This window comes from Lentzea sp. NEAU-D7 (genome assembly GCF_026242055.1).
Lineage (GTDB): Bacteria > Actinomycetota > Actinomycetes > Mycobacteriales > Pseudonocardiaceae > Lentzea.
In genome coordinates, this window is the sequence record NZ_JAPJDL010000004.1 from 483,512 (window position 1) to 497,665 (window position 14,154).

17 protein-coding genes are annotated in these 14,154 nt (G+C 71.6%); 12 read left to right on the plus strand and 5 right to left on the minus strand.

Features of this window, described 5'->3' with window-relative positions; genetic code table 11:
* Positions 1-657: a response regulator transcription factor gene (locus ORI60_RS12355; protein WP_323055904.1), complete on the minus strand. Its 657-nt coding sequence runs from the start codon at positions 655-657 to the stop codon at positions 1-3.
* A 79-nt stretch (positions 658-736) separates the two neighbouring features.
* Positions 737-973, minus strand: a complete 237-nt coding sequence (locus ORI60_RS12360) for an SHOCT domain-containing protein (RefSeq protein WP_266037257.1) — start codon at positions 971-973, stop codon at positions 737-739.
* A 124-nt stretch (positions 974-1,097) separates the two neighbouring features.
* On the opposite strand from ORI60_RS12360, the gene ORI60_RS12365 reads away from it, so the two are divergent.
* From ORI60_RS12365 to ORI60_RS12375, 3 genes are read left to right on the plus strand one after another with little or no spacing between them, the layout of a single operon-like run.
* Positions 1,098-1,790 (plus strand): hypothetical protein, encoded by a 693-nt coding sequence (locus ORI60_RS12365; RefSeq protein ID WP_266037258.1) that lies wholly within the window; start codon positions 1,098-1,100, stop codon positions 1,788-1,790.
* Positions 1,791-1,816: 26 nt separating this feature from the next.
* The gene (locus tag ORI60_RS12370; protein ID WP_266037259.1) at positions 1,817-2,383 is read left to right on the plus strand and encodes an HPP family protein; all 567 of its coding nucleotides are present in this window, start codon (positions 1,817-1,819) and stop codon (positions 2,381-2,383) included.
* On the plus strand, positions 2,380-3,255 hold the full coding sequence (locus tag ORI60_RS12375) for a universal stress protein (RefSeq protein ID WP_266037260.1): 876 nt from the start codon (positions 2,380-2,382) through the stop codon (positions 3,253-3,255). Before ORI60_RS12370 ends, ORI60_RS12375 begins: the two co-directional genes overlap by 4 nt.
* Here ORI60_RS12375 and ORI60_RS12380 read toward each other — a convergent pair.
* The gene (locus ORI60_RS12380; RefSeq protein WP_266037261.1) at positions 3,252-3,464 is read right to left on the minus strand and encodes a hypothetical protein; all 213 of its coding nucleotides are present in this window, start codon (positions 3,462-3,464) and stop codon (positions 3,252-3,254) included. The genes ORI60_RS12375 and ORI60_RS12380 overlap by 4 nt on opposite strands.
* Before the next feature lie 188 nt (positions 3,465-3,652).
* A complete protein-coding gene (locus tag ORI60_RS12385) occupies positions 3,653-4,099 on the minus strand; it encodes a universal stress protein (RefSeq protein WP_266037264.1) in 447 nt (148 codons plus the stop codon).
* A 147-nt stretch (positions 4,100-4,246) separates the two neighbouring features.
* On the opposite strand from ORI60_RS12385, the gene ORI60_RS12390 reads away from it, so the two are divergent.
* The 8 genes from ORI60_RS12390 to ppk2 all read left to right on the plus strand — a co-directional run bounded on the left by ORI60_RS12390 (position 4,247) and on the right by ppk2 (position 12,983).
* Entirely contained in the window at positions 4,247-4,444 is a 198-nt protein-coding gene (locus ORI60_RS12390) for a DUF1918 domain-containing protein (protein WP_266037265.1), read from the plus strand.
* A gap of 3 nt (positions 4,445-4,447) precedes the next feature.
* A complete protein-coding gene (locus tag ORI60_RS12395; RefSeq protein WP_266037266.1) occupies positions 4,448-5,662 on the plus strand; it encodes an MgtC/SapB family protein in 1,215 nt (404 codons plus the stop codon).
* Between the two features lie 76 nt (positions 5,663-5,738).
* Entirely contained in the window at positions 5,739-6,242 is a 504-nt protein-coding gene (locus ORI60_RS12400) for a universal stress protein (RefSeq protein WP_266037267.1), read from the plus strand.
* The gene (locus ORI60_RS12405) at positions 6,239-8,815 is read left to right on the plus strand and encodes a bifunctional GNAT family N-acetyltransferase/acetate--CoA ligase family protein (RefSeq protein WP_266037268.1); all 2,577 of its coding nucleotides are present in this window, start codon (positions 6,239-6,241) and stop codon (positions 8,813-8,815) included. The genes ORI60_RS12400 and ORI60_RS12405 overlap by 4 nt, the downstream gene beginning before the upstream one ends.
* Before the next feature lie 29 nt (positions 8,816-8,844).
* Positions 8,845-9,294: a universal stress protein gene (locus ORI60_RS12410; RefSeq protein WP_266037270.1), complete on the plus strand. Its 450-nt coding sequence runs from the start codon at positions 8,845-8,847 to the stop codon at positions 9,292-9,294.
* Positions 9,291-9,686, plus strand: a complete 396-nt coding sequence (locus tag ORI60_RS12415) for an HPP family protein (protein ID WP_266037272.1) — start codon at positions 9,291-9,293, stop codon at positions 9,684-9,686. The genes ORI60_RS12410 and ORI60_RS12415 overlap by 4 nt, the downstream gene beginning before the upstream one ends.
* On the plus strand, positions 9,667-12,192 hold the full coding sequence (locus tag ORI60_RS12420; RefSeq protein ID WP_266037274.1) for a cation-translocating P-type ATPase: 2,526 nt from the start codon (positions 9,667-9,669) through the stop codon (positions 12,190-12,192). The genes ORI60_RS12415 and ORI60_RS12420 overlap by 20 nt, the downstream gene beginning before the upstream one ends.
* On the plus strand, positions 12,192-12,983 hold the full coding sequence (gene ppk2, locus ORI60_RS12425; protein WP_266037275.1) for a polyphosphate kinase 2: 792 nt from the start codon (positions 12,192-12,194) through the stop codon (positions 12,981-12,983). Before ORI60_RS12420 ends, ppk2 begins: the two co-directional genes overlap by 1 nt.
* Here the strand turns inward: ppk2 and ORI60_RS12430 are convergent.
* The gene (locus ORI60_RS12430) at positions 12,962-13,357 is read right to left on the minus strand and encodes a hypothetical protein (protein WP_266037276.1); all 396 of its coding nucleotides are present in this window, start codon (positions 13,355-13,357) and stop codon (positions 12,962-12,964) included. The two genes, ppk2 and ORI60_RS12430, sit on opposite strands and share 22 nt — an antisense overlap.
* A gap of 167 nt (positions 13,358-13,524) precedes the next feature.
* Here ORI60_RS12430 and ORI60_RS12435 point away from each other — a divergent pair, with 167 nt between their 5' ends.
* Complete coding sequence (locus tag ORI60_RS12435) at positions 13,525-14,118, plus strand: hypothetical protein (RefSeq protein ID WP_266037277.1); 594 nt, start codon at positions 13,525-13,527, stop codon at positions 14,116-14,118.
* Positions 14,119-14,154: the final 36 nt, after the last annotated feature.

Sequence of the window (14,154 nt, forward strand, 5' to 3'; positions counted from 1 at the left end):
TCAGCCCGTCTCGTTGTCGTGGGTGGGCTTGCGCAGCTGGGAGGCGAGCACGGCGGCCTGGGTGCGGCGTTCGAGCCCGAGCTTGGCGAGCAGGTGGGACACGTAGTTCTTCACGGTCTTCTCCGCGAGGAACATCTTCTCCGCGATCTGCCGGTTCGTCAGGCCGTCACCGATGTAGTCGAACACCGTCCGCTCCTGCTCGGTGAGCGCGCGGACCGGGTCGCCCTGCTCGCGTTCGCGGCGGATGCGGTTCAGCAGCGCGGCCGTCGACCGGGCGTCGAGCAGGGAATGGCCTGCCGCGACGGTCTTCACCGCGGTCGTGAGGTCGGTGCCCACGATGCGCTTGAGCACGAACCCGGACGCGCCGGCCATGATGGCGTCGAACAACGCCTCGTCGTCGGTGAACGACGTCAGCATCAGGACGTTCAGCTCGGGCAGGCGTGAGCGCAGCTCGCGGCACAGCTCGATGCCGTTGCCGTCGGGCAACCGCACGTCGAGCACCGCTACGTCCGGGTTGGCCGCCGGCACCATCGTCAGCGCCTCGGTCACCGAGCCCGCCTCGCCCACTACCTCCAGGTCGGGGGAGGCGCTGAGCAGCTCCCTGATCCCGACCCGGACGACCTCGTGATCGTCCACCAGGAAGACACGCGACACCACTTGCCACCACCTCATCCTCGAGTGTTCCGCGATCACGATCTCCCAGCCGACCGGCGGTACACAGGGACCAAAGACCCTGTTACCGGGACTCGATGGTCCTCCGCAGCCGCTCGAACTCGTCCGCGTCGATCTCGCCCCGTGCCAGCCTCTCCTCCAGTATGCGGGTCGCCGAGCCGATCTGCGGCGTGCGCGGGAGCCGCCGCAGCAGCACCACGGCCAGGACGGTCAGCCCGCCCAGGAACAGCACCAGGCCCAGCACCATCATCGCCATGCCGCCCCAGCCCATCGGGTTGCCGTAGTACCAGTGCATCGTCATCGCCTCCGTCGTCGTTGTCCCCAGGTTCACCGAGTCGCGTGACCACGCGGAGGGTCCAAGGGCCCGTTCCACGAGGGCAGGTCCGCTCTGTCCGGGGCGCGTGGTCCGGCGGAATCGTCGTGGTGTGCGATGGAACCCAGCAGAAGCCGCGGAAATCGTGGAGGCGGCCGGCAAGGCGCCCGTGTACAGCTCCGACCGCCCGTGGGCGCTGGAGCTGCACGGCCGTTCGGTCTACCTCTTCGAGGCAGGACACCGGTCCGCGCACGACCCGCTCGGTTTCGACCGGCTGCTCTCGTGCGGTGCCGCCCTGGAACACGTCGTGCTCGCCGTCCGGCACGCCGGATGGCACCCGCACGTCGTGTTCCCGACCGACCAGGCGAGTCCCAGGCTGCTCGCCGTCGTCCGCGCGGACCGCCGCCAGCCACCGGATCCGCAGGACCTCGACCTGCACAGGGCGATCCGGCTCGCCGACGCGTCCGGCGGGGGAGACGCCCACGCGTTGAGGTGGGCCGACCACTGGGCGGGCACCGAACTGCGCGCCCTGAACGACCACGAACTGGTCGTGATCACCACCGGCGACCGCCGCCCGGACCACGTCCGCGGTGGCGCGGCGCTGCAGGCCGCCGTGCTGGCCGGTCGCAGTGCGGGGGTGGCTGTCCGTCCGGTCGTGCACCTGGTGCACCGCCGTGAGTGGCGGGCGGGCCTGATCGAACGGCACGAGCTCGCCGGCTTCCCCCAGGCCCTGGCGATCGTCGGTGCCAAGGGCCCGGTCGGCACGGGACCTACGACAGCGTCCGCCGCGCGTTCCGACTCCTAGCGTCGAAGCCGGAAGGGAGTTCCGCCATGCGTGCTCGCGACATCATGACCAGCCCGGTGATCACCGTGACACCGGCCGTACCGCTCAAGGGCGCGGCCGCTCTGATGGTCTCGCACGGGTTCACCGCACTGCCCGTCGTCGACGGCGACAAGCAGCTCGTCGGCATCGTGACCGAGGCCGACCTGGTGCGCGGCAAGTACCTCGAAGAGGGCGGAGCCGTCGTCGCCGACGTGATGACCAGCCCCGCCGTCGCGATGGACGCCGCCGCACCCGCCGGGATGCTGGCTCGCGTCATGATCGACGACCGCAGGCGGTGCGTCCCGATCGTCGACGGCTCGACGGTGGTCGGCGTGGTGACCCGCCGCGATCTGGTGCGGATGATCGCCAGGACCGACACGACCGTCAGCGTCGAAGTCCAGCGCGTGCTGGACGTGTACGGCGGCGGTCGCAAGTGGACGGTCACGGTCAACGACGGCGAGGCCGTGATCGGCGCCGACAACACCGACGAGGACACCGAACGGGTCCTCGTCGCACTCGCCGACGCGGTGCCGGGAGTGCTCCGCGCCCGCGTTCTGACTGGAGGACAACGATGAAAGCCCCATCCGCCCCGATCGTCGTCGGCGTCGACGGTTCCGCCTCGGCCCTGTCCGCCGTGACCTGGGCCGCCCAGGAGTCCGCTCGTCACCACGTGCCGCTGCGGCTGGTGCACGCCTACGTGCTGCCGACGCGCGGCTACCCCGAGATCATCCTCACCGGCAACGAGATCCGCCAGGCGATGGAGAACCTGGGCCGCGACAAGCTCGAGGAGGCCACCGCGGCCGCGCGGGCGGCGGCACCGGACGTCGAGGTGACGACCGAGATCGTCTGCTGCGGCTCCACCACGCTGCTGATCGAGGAGTCGAAGTCCGCACGCCTCGTCGTGGTCGGTTCCCAGGGCCTGGGCACGGTGACCGGCATGATCGTCGGTTCGACGGCGCTGGCGCTGGCGGCCCACGGCAAGAGCCCGGTCGTCGTGGTGCGCGGCGCGGCCGTCGCCGACGGCCCGGTGGTCGTCGGCGTCGACGGCTCGCCGACGAGCGAGGCGGCGCTCGCGTTCGCCTTCGAGACGGCGTCGATGCGCGATGCCCAGCTGACCGTGGTGATGTGCTGGCAGGACTTCATGGTGGAAAGCCCGTACACCGCCTCGCGGTTCACCGTGGACTGGGGACAGGTGGAGGCCGACGAACGGCGCCTGCTGGCGCAGCGGCTCGCCGGGTGGCAGGAGAAGTACCCGGACGTGCAGGTGCACCCGGTGGTCGTGCGTGACCGGCCCGTGCGCGCGTTGATGCGCTACGGGGCTGAGGCACAGCTTCTGGTGGTGGGTAGCCACGGGCACGGCGGGTTCGCCGGCATGCTGCTCGGCTCGACGAGTCAGGCGCTCGTCTACAACGCGCCGTGCCCGTTGGCGATCGTGCGTCCCGACTAGGCCGCGTTGTCCGCCGACATCCCCGTCGCCTTCGCGACGAAGGGGATGTCGGCGAACTGCAGCTCGACGCCGAAGGTGCTCAGGGTCTGGCTCAGGCGCAGCAGACTGACCTGGGAGAGCGTGAACAGCTCGTCGACGTTCCACGTGCGGCCTACGACGCGCAGGAACGGGGAATCTGGAGTTCCGCACCCGAACTCGGCACAAAGCACCTCACCTGGCCAGAAGGCTCATCTGAGCCGACGAGCGCCAGCACCTTCTTCGCGGCCGCTTCGCCGGCACACAGGGACCCCGCGTGTCTTCCTACCGCACGCGGGGTCTCCGCGGGACGTCGCCGAACGTGAAACGCGCCCACGTCAGAGAGTTCCGCCGGTTCGGACAAGCCCGTTCAATCAGACGCTCAGAGGTGCCCGGTCGGCGGAATGACCACGACCGGGCACTCGGCGTGCCGCAGGCATTCCGCGGCCACACCGTGCGAGAGGAACTCGCGAACCGCCCCGCGACCGCGAGTGCCGACCACCAGCAACGCGGCGTGCTTCGACGCCTCGACGAGTTGAGCCGCGGCATCGCCCACGACGACGCACTCGGCGACGTCTGGTGCGTCCGGCACGGCGGCACGCACCTGCTGCACCGCCTCGTGCAGCTCACGCGCGGGGTGCCGCTGCGGCATCTCGCCGTACGGGTTGAGGCCCATCTGCACGGCCGGCACGACCGCCGGTTCGCGGTGGTAGGCCAGTACCGCCTCCACCCTGGCGCCTCGGTGCGCCGCTTCCTCGATCGCCCAGCGCAGGGCCGTCCGGGACTCCGCCGAACCGTCGACGCCGACCAGGATCACAGGTGTCCTCATGGCTGCTCCCATCACTCAGGTCCAGCGTGCGGCGCGTTTTCGGGCGCGGGCAGGGACCAACGTCACGAGCCGGGTGAGCCCATCCGCACTGCCTTGCGCCCGTGTGCGAGGCGAACCCTGCAACACACGGATCGAGTGGAGGACCTCATGAAGGCGAAGAGAGGCGACTGGCTGGTGGAAGCCGACGGCCGGCGCGGGCAGATCACGGCGGTCAAGCACGAGGACGGGAGGCCTCCGTTCCTGGTGCGGTGGCTGGACAACGAGCACGAGACGCTGGTGTTCCCCGGACCAGACTCGCACGTCGTCAAGGCCGAGGACGAGGCCGCGCGCCTCCGCACGGGCTGAGACGTGGACACCGCTGTCGCGCTCGGCCACCTCGCGACGGCGCTCGCGATCGGGTTGCTGCTCGGCTTGGAGCGCGAGCACGACAACGCGCAGGACTCGGACAGGCCCGCAGGGTCGCGGACGTTTCCGCTGATCGCGCTGACCGGCGCGGTCAGCGCCGCGTTGTCACCGGTCGCGTTGGGCGTGGCGCTCGCCGCCGTCGCCGCCCTCGTGATCGCGTGGTACCTGCGGACCTCCGAGCCGGGTGCGACGACCGAGATCGCCGCCGTCGTGACGTTCCTGCTGGGCGCGCTCGCGTGGCACCGGCCCGAGCTCGCGGTGCCGGTGGGGGTGGCGGCGGCCGTCCTGCTGGCGGCCAAGCGGCCGTTGCACCGGTTCGCGCGCAAGGTGGTCAGCGACCAGGACGTGCGTGACGCGATGATCCTGTTCGTCGTCGCGTTCGTCGTGCTGCCGCTGCTGCCGAACCGGCCGCTCGGGCCGTACGGGGTGCTGAACCCGGCGCGGGTGTGGTGGCTGGTCGTCGCCGTCACGGTCATCGGGTGGGCCGGGTACGTCGCGGCACGCGCGTTCGGCGAGCGGTGGGGTCTGCTGGTGACCGGGTTCGCGGGCGGGTTCGTGTCCGGGTCGGCGACGACCGCGGTGCTGGCGCGCAAGTACCGGACCGCCGGGGCGGCGGTGATCCCCGGCGCGGTGGCGGTCAACCTGGCCACTTTGGCGCAGCTCGTCGCCGTGACCGCGATCGCCAGTCCTCCGGTCGCGCTGCGGCTCCTGCCCGCGATCGGTGCGGGTGCGGTGGTGCTGCTGGTCGAGGTGGCGTGGCTGGTGTGGCGCACGAAGCCCGCCGAGGAGGAGAACGACGAGCCGGTCGTCGGCAGGCCGATGTCGCTGAAGGCGGCGTTGTCTCTGGCGGCGGTCCTGGTGCTGTTCCTCGTGGTCACCCGCGCCGCGGCCGAGTGGCTCGGTGGCGGGGGAGTGGTGGCCGCGGGCGCCCTCGGAGGCCTGGCGGACGCGCACGCGGCGGCGATCGCGGCCGCTTCGCTGGCGCCCCAGTCCGTTCCGGTGCACATCGCCGTGCTGGCGTGTGGTGCGGCGCTGGCCACCAACACCGTCGTGAAGCTCGTGCTCGCGGCGGTGGCCGGAGGACCGCGGTTCGCGCTCAGGCTCGCCGCGTGGCTGGCGCCCGCCGTGGTGGCCGTGGGGCTGGGCATGGCCTGGTAGGCCGGGGACCAAGGTCCCGAACGCCGCGGGACCGCGGCCACTCACCGGTGGCGGTGCGGTCCGCGAGGCTGAATCCATGAGCGAGAACGAGTCCCGGCCCGTGGTGGTCGGAGTTGACGGATCACCGGCCTCCCTGGCGGCGCTGCGGTGGGCTGTCGAGGACGCCCGCAGGCGCGGGTGCGGGGTCGACGCCGTGACGGCGTGGCACGCGGACTACGGCCTGATGATCGGGCCACTGCCCGCAGAGGTCTTCGCCGAGGTGTCGCCCCAGGCCATGAAGGCGGCGGCGCAGAGGGTCCTCGACCGCGCGGTGGAGGAGTTCGAGGGCGTCGAGATCCGCCGGATCCTGGTCGAGGGCGATGCCCGCGACGCGCTCTTCAAGGCGTCGGAGGACGCCGCGCTGCTCGTGGTCGGAAACCGGGGCCACGGCAGGCTCGTCGAGGCGATCATCGGCTCGGTCAGCGCCTACTGCGTGCACCACGCCTCGTGCCCGGTGGTCGTGGTCCGCGAGGCGGAGGTCGCACAGGAACGCCCGGTCGCGGAGCCGGCGCTCCCGCTGACGCCGGGACCGCTGCTGTGAACGCGGCGGCGTTGCTTGCGGACGGCTCGGTCGTCACCGTGCGCGAGCTGGGACCGGGGGACGTGTCGGCGTTGCTCGAGCTGCACCGCGGCCTGCCGGTCGAGGACCGGTACCTGAGGTTCTTCAGCACGTCGCCGCACCAGCTGGAGGAGTTCGTCGAGCGGATGGTCTCACCGGACCCGCCGCGGCACGTGGTGCTCGGCGCGTTCCGCGAGAACCGGTTGCTGGGCGCCGCGAGCTACGTGGTGGTGCGCGAGACGGACTTCGCGGAGGTCGCGCTGGTCGTGTCGCACACCGAGCAGGCCCACGGCGTCGGCACGCTGCTGCTCGAACACCTCGTCTCGCTGGCGCGCGGCCGGGGCGTGCGCCGGTTCACCGCCGAGGTGCTCACGATCAACGGGCGCATGCTGCGGGTGTTCACCGATCTGGGACTCGTCGTCTCGATCGTGCCCGACGGCGAGGTCGTCTACGTGGAACTCGTCCTCGAACCCGCGGACCACTACCTCGACGTGGTGGGGCAACGCGAGTCGCGCGCCGATGTCGCGAGCCTGACCCACGTGCTGCGGCCGGGCTCGATCGCCGTGGTCGGCGCGGGCCGGTCACCCGGTTCGGTGGGCCACGCCGTGCTGCGCAACCTCGTGGGAGACGACTTCACCGGTGACCTGTACGCGGTCAACCCGCACGCGAAGTCGGTGGCCGGTGTCGACTGCTACGCCTCGGTGAACGAACTGCCCGAGGCGCCGGAGCTCGCGGTGCTGTGCGTGCCGGCGAAGGCCGTCCCCGCCGTCGCCGAGCAGTGCGGCCGCCGGGGCGTGCGGGCGCTGGTCGTCATCTCGTCCGGTGTGGACGCCGAGGAACTGCTGAGGGTGGTTCGCGCGCACGGCATGCGCCTGGTGGGCCCGAACTGCCTCGGCGTCTCGACGAGCTCGCCCGCGGTGCGGATGAACGCCACGTTCTCAGCCGGCGGCACCCTCGCGGGTGGCGTCGGCCTGGTCACCCAGTCCGGCGGCGTCGCGATCGGCGTGCAGGAGGAGCTGCACCGGCTCGGTCTCGGCCTGTCGAACCTGGTCTCCACCGGCGACAAGCTCGACATCAGCAGCAACGACCTGCTCATGTGGTGGGAGCACGACCAGGACACCCGGATCATCGCGCTGTACCTCGAGTCCTTCGGCAACCCGCGCAAGTTCGCCCGCATCGCGCGCCACGTCGCCGCCACCAAGCCGGTGCTCGCCATCCGCGCGGCCACCAGCGAGGCGGGCCAGCGCGCCGCGGCCTCGCACACCGCGTCCACCGCGACGCCGTCGGTCACCCGGGACGCGCTGTTCCGGCAGGCGGGCGTGATCGCGGTCGACAGCGTGCCGGAACTGACCGACGCCGTGGTGGCGCTGAGCTGGCAGCCCCGGCCCGGCGGACGGTCCGTGGCGGTGCTGAGCAATGCCGGCGGACTCGGTGTGCTGGCCGCGGACGCCTGCGTCCAGCAGGGCCTGCACGTGGCCGCACTCGCCGACGAGACCCGCAAGGCCCTGGCACGGCTCGTCCCGCAGACCGCCAGCGTGCACAACCCGGTCGACACCACCGCGGTCGTCGACGAGAAGACCTTCGCCCGCTGCCTCGACGTCATCGGCGCGGACCCCGCGGTCGACGCCGTGATCACCGTGACCGTGCCGACCGCACTCGGTGACCCCACCGGCGGTGTGCACGGTCTCGACGGCAAGCCGGTTCTCGCGGTGCGCACCGGACAGACCGAACGCCTCCCGGGTGACGTGCCCTGCTACGCCGAGCCCGCCCGCGCCGCCGCGGCACTGGCACGGCTGGTCGAGCGCGCTGACTGGCTGGACCGCCCGAGGGAGTTCGCCCGCCTGGGCCGGATCGACCTCGACGCCGCACGGGCGATCGTGGCGGGGAAGCAGGGCTGGCTGCCGCCGGACGAGGTCGTGTCACTGCTGACCACGTTCGGGCTGCCGGTGCTGGGCGGAACGCTCGCGACCACCGTCGAACACGCGGTGGCGGCACAGCAGGCCTACGACGCGCCGGTCGCGCTCAAGGCCGTGGCCGATGACCTGCTGCACAAGAGCAAGGGAGGCGGCGTGGAACTCGGAGTCGCCGGCGCGGCCGGTGTCGCGGAAGCCTTCCGCGCGTTCCAGGAACGCTTCGGTGACCGGTTGCGCGGCGTGTTCGTGCAGCCGATGGCGTCCGGTGGCCGTGAGCTGCTGGTTGGTGTCGTCAGCGACGAGAAGTTCGGGCCGCTCGTGGTCACCGGGCTCGGCGGTGTGGACACCGACCTGCTCGACGACCGCGCCGCGGCCTTGGCGCCACTGTCCACAGCGGACGCCGACGACCTGCTGCACGGCTTCCGCACCGCGGGCCACGTGCTCGCCGGCACCGACGAGGAGGCCGTCCGGGACGTGCTGCTCCGCGTCGCCGAACTCGCCGGCGCACTGCCCGAGGTCGTCGAGCTCGACATCAACCCCCTGGTGCTGACCGAGACCGGATGCGTGGTCGTCGACGCGCGGGTGCGCGTCGCACCGGCCCGGCACGCCGACCCGTTCCTGCGCCGACTGCGCACCACCTGACCGGAACTGCGAACCGAGGGAGAAAAGCCATGAGCACCAAGCCGATCGTGGTGGGCATCGATGGAACGCCCGCGTCGGACCAGGCGCTGGAGTGGGCACTGGACGAGGCCGTCGTGCGCGAATGCCCGTTGCACGTCGTGCACGCCTGGACGTTCGAGGCGCTGACCGACTGGACCGAGACCACCGAGCAGCGGATGCGGTCCGAGTCGGAGGCCCTGATCGAGAAGGCGGTGCGGACCGCCTCGGAGAAGCGCCAGGAGATGCCCGAGATCGTCCGCAGGAGCCTGCGCGGCGACGCGGCGGAGACGCTCGAACGGGCCTCGGAGGGCGCCGCGATGCTGGTCGTCGCCTCGCACACCGGGCGCCGGATCCGCCAGATCGTCCTGGGCTCGACGAGCATGCACGTCGTGCGGCACGCGCACGCGCCGATCGTCGTCATCCCGGTCAACGACCACGAGCTCGCCGAGGCCGCGCGATGAAGGCCGCCGACACGATGGCCCGCCCGCTCGTCACGGTCGGGCCGCGCGACTTCGCCCGCCACGCCGAGGGGCTGATGGACGACTTCGGCCTGACGATGCTGCCGGTGGTCGACGGGGACTTCTTCCTCGGAGTGGTGACCAAGGCCGGTTGCCGCCGCGGTGAGGACGAGGCGCCCAAGGTCGAACGCGTCATGTCCCAGCCGGCGCTCACGGTCGGGCCGGACTTCGACGCGGCGACGCTGTTCGAGGCGATGAACCGCTACGAGGTGATCTGCGTGCCGGTGCTCGACGACGGCCGGGTCATCGGCGTGGTCACCCGGCTCGACGTCCTCCGCGCCATCAGTCACGACGATCCGCACCTGCGAGTGGGCAATGCCGCTGAGCACCGCTGACCGCGAGGACGTCGTCCACCACGGGTTGCCGGTGGCCGAGGTCGTCCTCATCGCGGAGACCGACGAGGCCGAGGGCCTGTCCACCACCCAGTGGCGGGAACGCCTGGCCGCCCTCGGCCCGAACGAGCTGCCCGCCGGACGCGGGCCGAGCTGGGTGGTGCGGCTGCTCGGACAGCTGCACCACCCGCTCATCTACGTGCTGCTGGTCGCCGCCGGGATCACCGCCGCGCTCGGCGAGGTCGTGGACGCCTCCGTGGTGTTCGGCGTCGTCGTGGTCAACGCGATCATCGGCTTCATCCAGGAGGCGCGCGCCGAACGGGCCCTGGACGCGCTGACGGCGATGGTGCGCACCGAGGTGACCGTCGTGCGCGACGGCCTCACCGCACGGGTCCCGTCCGCCGAGCTCGTGCCCGGCGACCTGGTCGTGCTGGAGGCGGGCGACCAGGTCGGCGCGGACCTGCGGCTGGTCACCACCAAGGAGCTGCGGATCGACGAGTCGGCGCTGACCGGCGAGTCGGTTCCGGTGGCGAAGAGCCCGGTGGAGTTGCCGGCGGACACCGCGCTGGCCGACCGCACCAACATGGCGTACTCCGGCACGCTGGTGACCGCCGGGGGAGGGCGCGGTGTCGTGGTCGCGACCGCCGCCGACACCGAGATCGGCCGCGTGCACCGGCTGGTCAGCACGACCGCCACCGTGCAGACCCCGTTGACCCGCAAGCTCGCGCGCTTCAGCCAGATCCTGACGGTGGTGATCCTCGGGCTCGCGGCGTTCAGCGTCGTGGTCGGGGTGCTGCGCGGCGAACCGCTCGCCGAGATGGTCACCGCCGCCGTCGCACTCGCGGTCGGCGCGATCCCCGAAGGCCTGCCCGCGGCGGTCACCGTGACCCTGGCGATCGGGGTGGCGCGGATGGCGAAGCGCAACGCGATCATCCGCAGGCTGCCCGCGGTCGAGACGCTGGGCAGCACCACTGTCATCTGCACGGACAAGACGGGAACGCTGACGGCCAACGCGATGACCGTCAACGCGGTCGTCGTGGGAACCACGCGCCACGAGTTGTCCGGCATCGGGTACGAGCCCGCCGGGGTCGTGACGCCCGAACCGACCCCGGCTCTGCGGGAGTGCCTGCTGGCAGGCCTGGCGTGCAACGACGCGCGGATCGTCGAGGACGGTGGGCGCTGGCTCCCCGTCGGCGATCCGACGGAGGCCGCGCTCGTCGTGGCGGCCCGCAAGGCCGGGCTGGACCACGGCGACGTCCCGGATCGGGTCGACGTGCTGCCGTTCAGCTCGGAACGGATGTTCATGGCGACCCGGCACGCCAACGACGTGGTCTACGTCAAGGGCGCGGTCGAACGGGTGCTGGCCCTCGCCGGGCTGGACCGGAGCGCCGAGGCCGAGGAACTGTCCGCCTCCGGCCTGCGCGTGCTGGCTATCGGCCGCGCGGCGGGTGCCGAGCTGTCCGAGGAGGGCTTGCGGGGCAACGTGGTCCTGCTCGGTCTGGTCGCGATGCACGACCCGGCGCGGCCCGAGGCGGTCGAAGCGGTGCGCGCCTGTCAGGCGGCGGGCATCGAGGTCAAGATGATCACCGGTGACCACCCCGCCACCGCACGCGCCATCGCGGCGGAGTTCGGCATCACCGACGTGCACGCCCGCGTCGCGCCGGAGGAGAAGCTGAGGCTGGTCAAGGAGATCCAGGCCGGTGGCGAGGTCGTCGCGATGACGGGCGACGGCGTGAACGACGCGCCGGCGTTGCGGCGCGCGGACATCGGCGTGGCCATGGGCAAGGGCGGCACCGAGGTGGCCAAGCAGGCCGCCGACATGGTGCTGACGGACGACAACTTCGCCTCGATCCGTGCCGCCGTCGAGGAGGGTCGCGCGGTCTTCGACAACCTGCGCAAGTTCATCATCTGGACGTTGCCCACCAACATGGCCGAGGGCCTGGTGATCCTCACGGCGATCCTGCTCGGCGCGGCGCTGCCGATCTTGCCTGTGCAGATCCTGTGGATCAACATGACCACCGCGGTCGCACTCGGCCTGACGCTGGCGTTCGAACCGCGCGAAGCGGACGTGATGAGCCGGCCGCCGCTGCCTCCGTCGCTTCCCCTGCTGACGAGACAGCTCGTCGGCCGGATCGTGTTCGTCTCGGCGATCCTGCTCGCGTGCTCGTTCGGCGCGTTCCGCTGGCAACTCGCGTCCGGTGCGACCCTGGACGTCGCGCGGACGGTGGCGGTCAACGTGTTCGTCGGCGCCCAGATCGCCTACCTGGTGAACTGCCGGTCGCTGGAGAAGTGGCGGCCGAGCACCGGACCGAACCGCTGGCTGTGGGTGGGCATCGCGCTGACCGTCGGCCTGCAGCTGCTGCTGACCTACGTGCCGTTCATGAACGACCTGTTCCACACCGCGCCGCTCGGGTGGCAGCCCTGGCTGGTGGTCTTCATGCTGAGCACGGCGGCGTACGTCGTCGTGGAGCTGGAGAAGTGGCGGCAGCGTCACGGGAGAGGCAGCTGATGGCCAAGCTGGGGCGGGAAGCGTACGAGCAGGAGCTGCTCCGGCTGCAGACCGAGCTGGTGAAGCTGCAGGAGTGGGTGAAGGCCACCGGTGCCCGGCTCGTCGTGGCGTTCGAGGGCCGTGACGCGGCGGGCAAGGGCTCGGCGATCAAACGGATCACCGAACACCTCAACCCGCGCGTCGCCCGGATCGTGGCGTTGCCCGCGCCCAGTGAACGCGAACGCACCCAGTGGTACTTCCAGCGCTACGTGCCGCACCTGCCGGCGGCCGGCGAGATCGTGCTGCTGGACCGCAGCTGGTACAACCGCGCGGGCGTCGAACGCGTGATGGGCTACTGCACGCCGGAGGAGCACAGGCTGTTCCTCCGGCAGTGCCCGCAGTTCGAGCGCATGCTCGTCGAGGACGGTGTCCTGCTGCGGAAGTACTGGTTCTCGGTCAGCGACGCCGAGCAGGAACGCCGGTTCCGCAAGCGCCTCGACGACCCGCTCAAGCGGTGGAAGCTCTCGCCGATGGACCTGGAGTCGCTGACCCGCTGGGAGGACTACTCGCGCGCCAAGGACGAGATGATGGTGCACACCGACATCGCCGAGTCACCCTGGCACGTGGTCGAAGGCGACGACAAGCGGCGGGCGCGGATCAACATGATCGCCCACCTGCTCAGCACGATCGACTACCACGAGGTCACCGCGCCGAAGATCAAGCTGCCCGCGCGGCCACCGTCCAGCGGCTACCAGCGCACGGCCCGCGCTCTGCAGCGCGAGGTGCCGGATCACGCGGCCGAGCTCGTCTGAACGTCGGCGAAGAAGCCCTGTGCCGCCGCCAGGCTCGCCCGGCACGCGCGGATGATCTGGCGGGTCGCCGAGGTGCGCGGGGTCCGGTGGCACGACTCGCACCGCACCAGGACGTCACCGGTCAGCTCGTCGACGCCGACCGAGGCAGTGGAGCGGCAGTCGCGGCACCAGCGGTGGCCGGTGACCTTGATGACGTGGTCGGCGGAGTGCACGCAGTGGTGCAGCCACCGGCGGTGCAGCCGGCACGAGACGCGCTCGAGCGGGTCGAGCCCGAGCTCCTCCGCCGCGTCCTCCTCGGCGAGCATCACGGCGAGCCCGCGGTCCCTGACGTCCGCGTAGGGCTGGTGGTCGGCGACGAGAAGTGGCGTGGTCACGGCGGGCTCCTGGGGTTCCGGCGATGAATCCAGGCTGCTCCGCGGCCCCTTTCGCGAACACCGCACCGCGACTTCGTTCTGCCGAGACCAGGGACTCATCGGCGACGAGACCAAGGTCCCTGGGGACGACCGCCTCCGTCGAGAAGTCTGGGCGGTGGAGGTGGACCATGACCGCGAACACGATGTCCCGGCTGCTCCGGCAGGCTTTCCCCGGACACAACCCGCTCGCCGCGTTCGGCGACCGCGCCGAGGGCGCGGTGCTCGTGCTGGCAGGCGTGGTGGCGTTGCTCGCCGTCCCGGTGACCGCGGCGATCGGCTCGGACGTCTACGCGACGCACGAGTCGCGCGTCGCGGTCGAGCAGAGGACCCGGTCTCATGTGGACGCCGTCCTCGTGGAGGACGCCCCGTCGATGGACGGTGCTGCCAGCAGCGAAGCGCTCATCGAGACGACCGATGCCATCGCGACCTGGCGCATGCCCGACGGCGTCGAGCGGAAGGGCGTCGTCCGAGCGCCCTACGGCGCCGAGGCCGGCACGACGCTGCGGATCTGGGTCGATCCCGGCGGTGAGCCGACCGAGCCGCCGATGACGAACCAGGGTGCGCTGTTCAACGCGATCTTCAGCGCGCTGGTGCTGTGGGGCCTGGTCGCGGGTGCGATGGCGGCGCTGTTCGGGCTGGTGCGGTTCGTGCACATGAGGATCCGCCTGCGCTGGTGGCAGCTCGAATGGGAGCTGACCGCGCCGGACTGGACCGGGCGGTGACCCCCACCGTCCCACGAGGACCGCGACGACGAAGGG

Excerpts from the sequence above, each read along its gene's own strand:
- ORI60_RS12360 (WP_266037257.1), bottom strand. The coding sequence starts at position 973 with ATGACGATGCACTGGTACTACGGCAACCCGATGGGCTGGGGCGGCATG.
- ORI60_RS12370 (WP_266037259.1), top strand. The coding sequence starts at position 1,817 with ATGCGTGCTCGCGACATCATGACCAGCCCGGTGATCACCGTGACACCG.
- ORI60_RS12375 (WP_266037260.1), top strand. The coding sequence starts at position 2,380 with ATGAAAGCCCCATCCGCCCCGATCGTCGTCGGCGTCGACGGTTCCGCC.
- ORI60_RS12385 (WP_266037264.1), bottom strand. The coding sequence starts at position 4,099 with ATGAGGACACCTGTGATCCTGGTCGGCGTCGACGGTTCGGCGGAGTCC.
- ORI60_RS12390 (WP_266037265.1), top strand. The coding sequence starts at position 4,247 with ATGAAGGCGAAGAGAGGCGACTGGCTGGTGGAAGCCGACGGCCGGCGC.
- ORI60_RS12400 (WP_266037267.1), top strand. The coding sequence starts at position 5,739 with ATGAGCGAGAACGAGTCCCGGCCCGTGGTGGTCGGAGTTGACGGATCA.
- ORI60_RS12410 (WP_266037270.1), top strand. The coding sequence starts at position 8,845 with ATGAGCACCAAGCCGATCGTGGTGGGCATCGATGGAACGCCCGCGTCG.
- ORI60_RS12415 (WP_266037272.1), top strand. The coding sequence starts at position 9,291 with ATGAAGGCCGCCGACACGATGGCCCGCCCGCTCGTCACGGTCGGGCCG.
- ORI60_RS12420 (WP_266037274.1), top strand. The coding sequence starts at position 9,667 with ATGCCGCTGAGCACCGCTGACCGCGAGGACGTCGTCCACCACGGGTTG.
- ppk2 (WP_266037275.1), top strand. The coding sequence starts at position 12,192 with ATGGCCAAGCTGGGGCGGGAAGCGTACGAGCAGGAGCTGCTCCGGCTG.
- ORI60_RS12435 (WP_266037277.1), top strand. The coding sequence starts at position 13,525 with ATGACCGCGAACACGATGTCCCGGCTGCTCCGGCAGGCTTTCCCCGGA.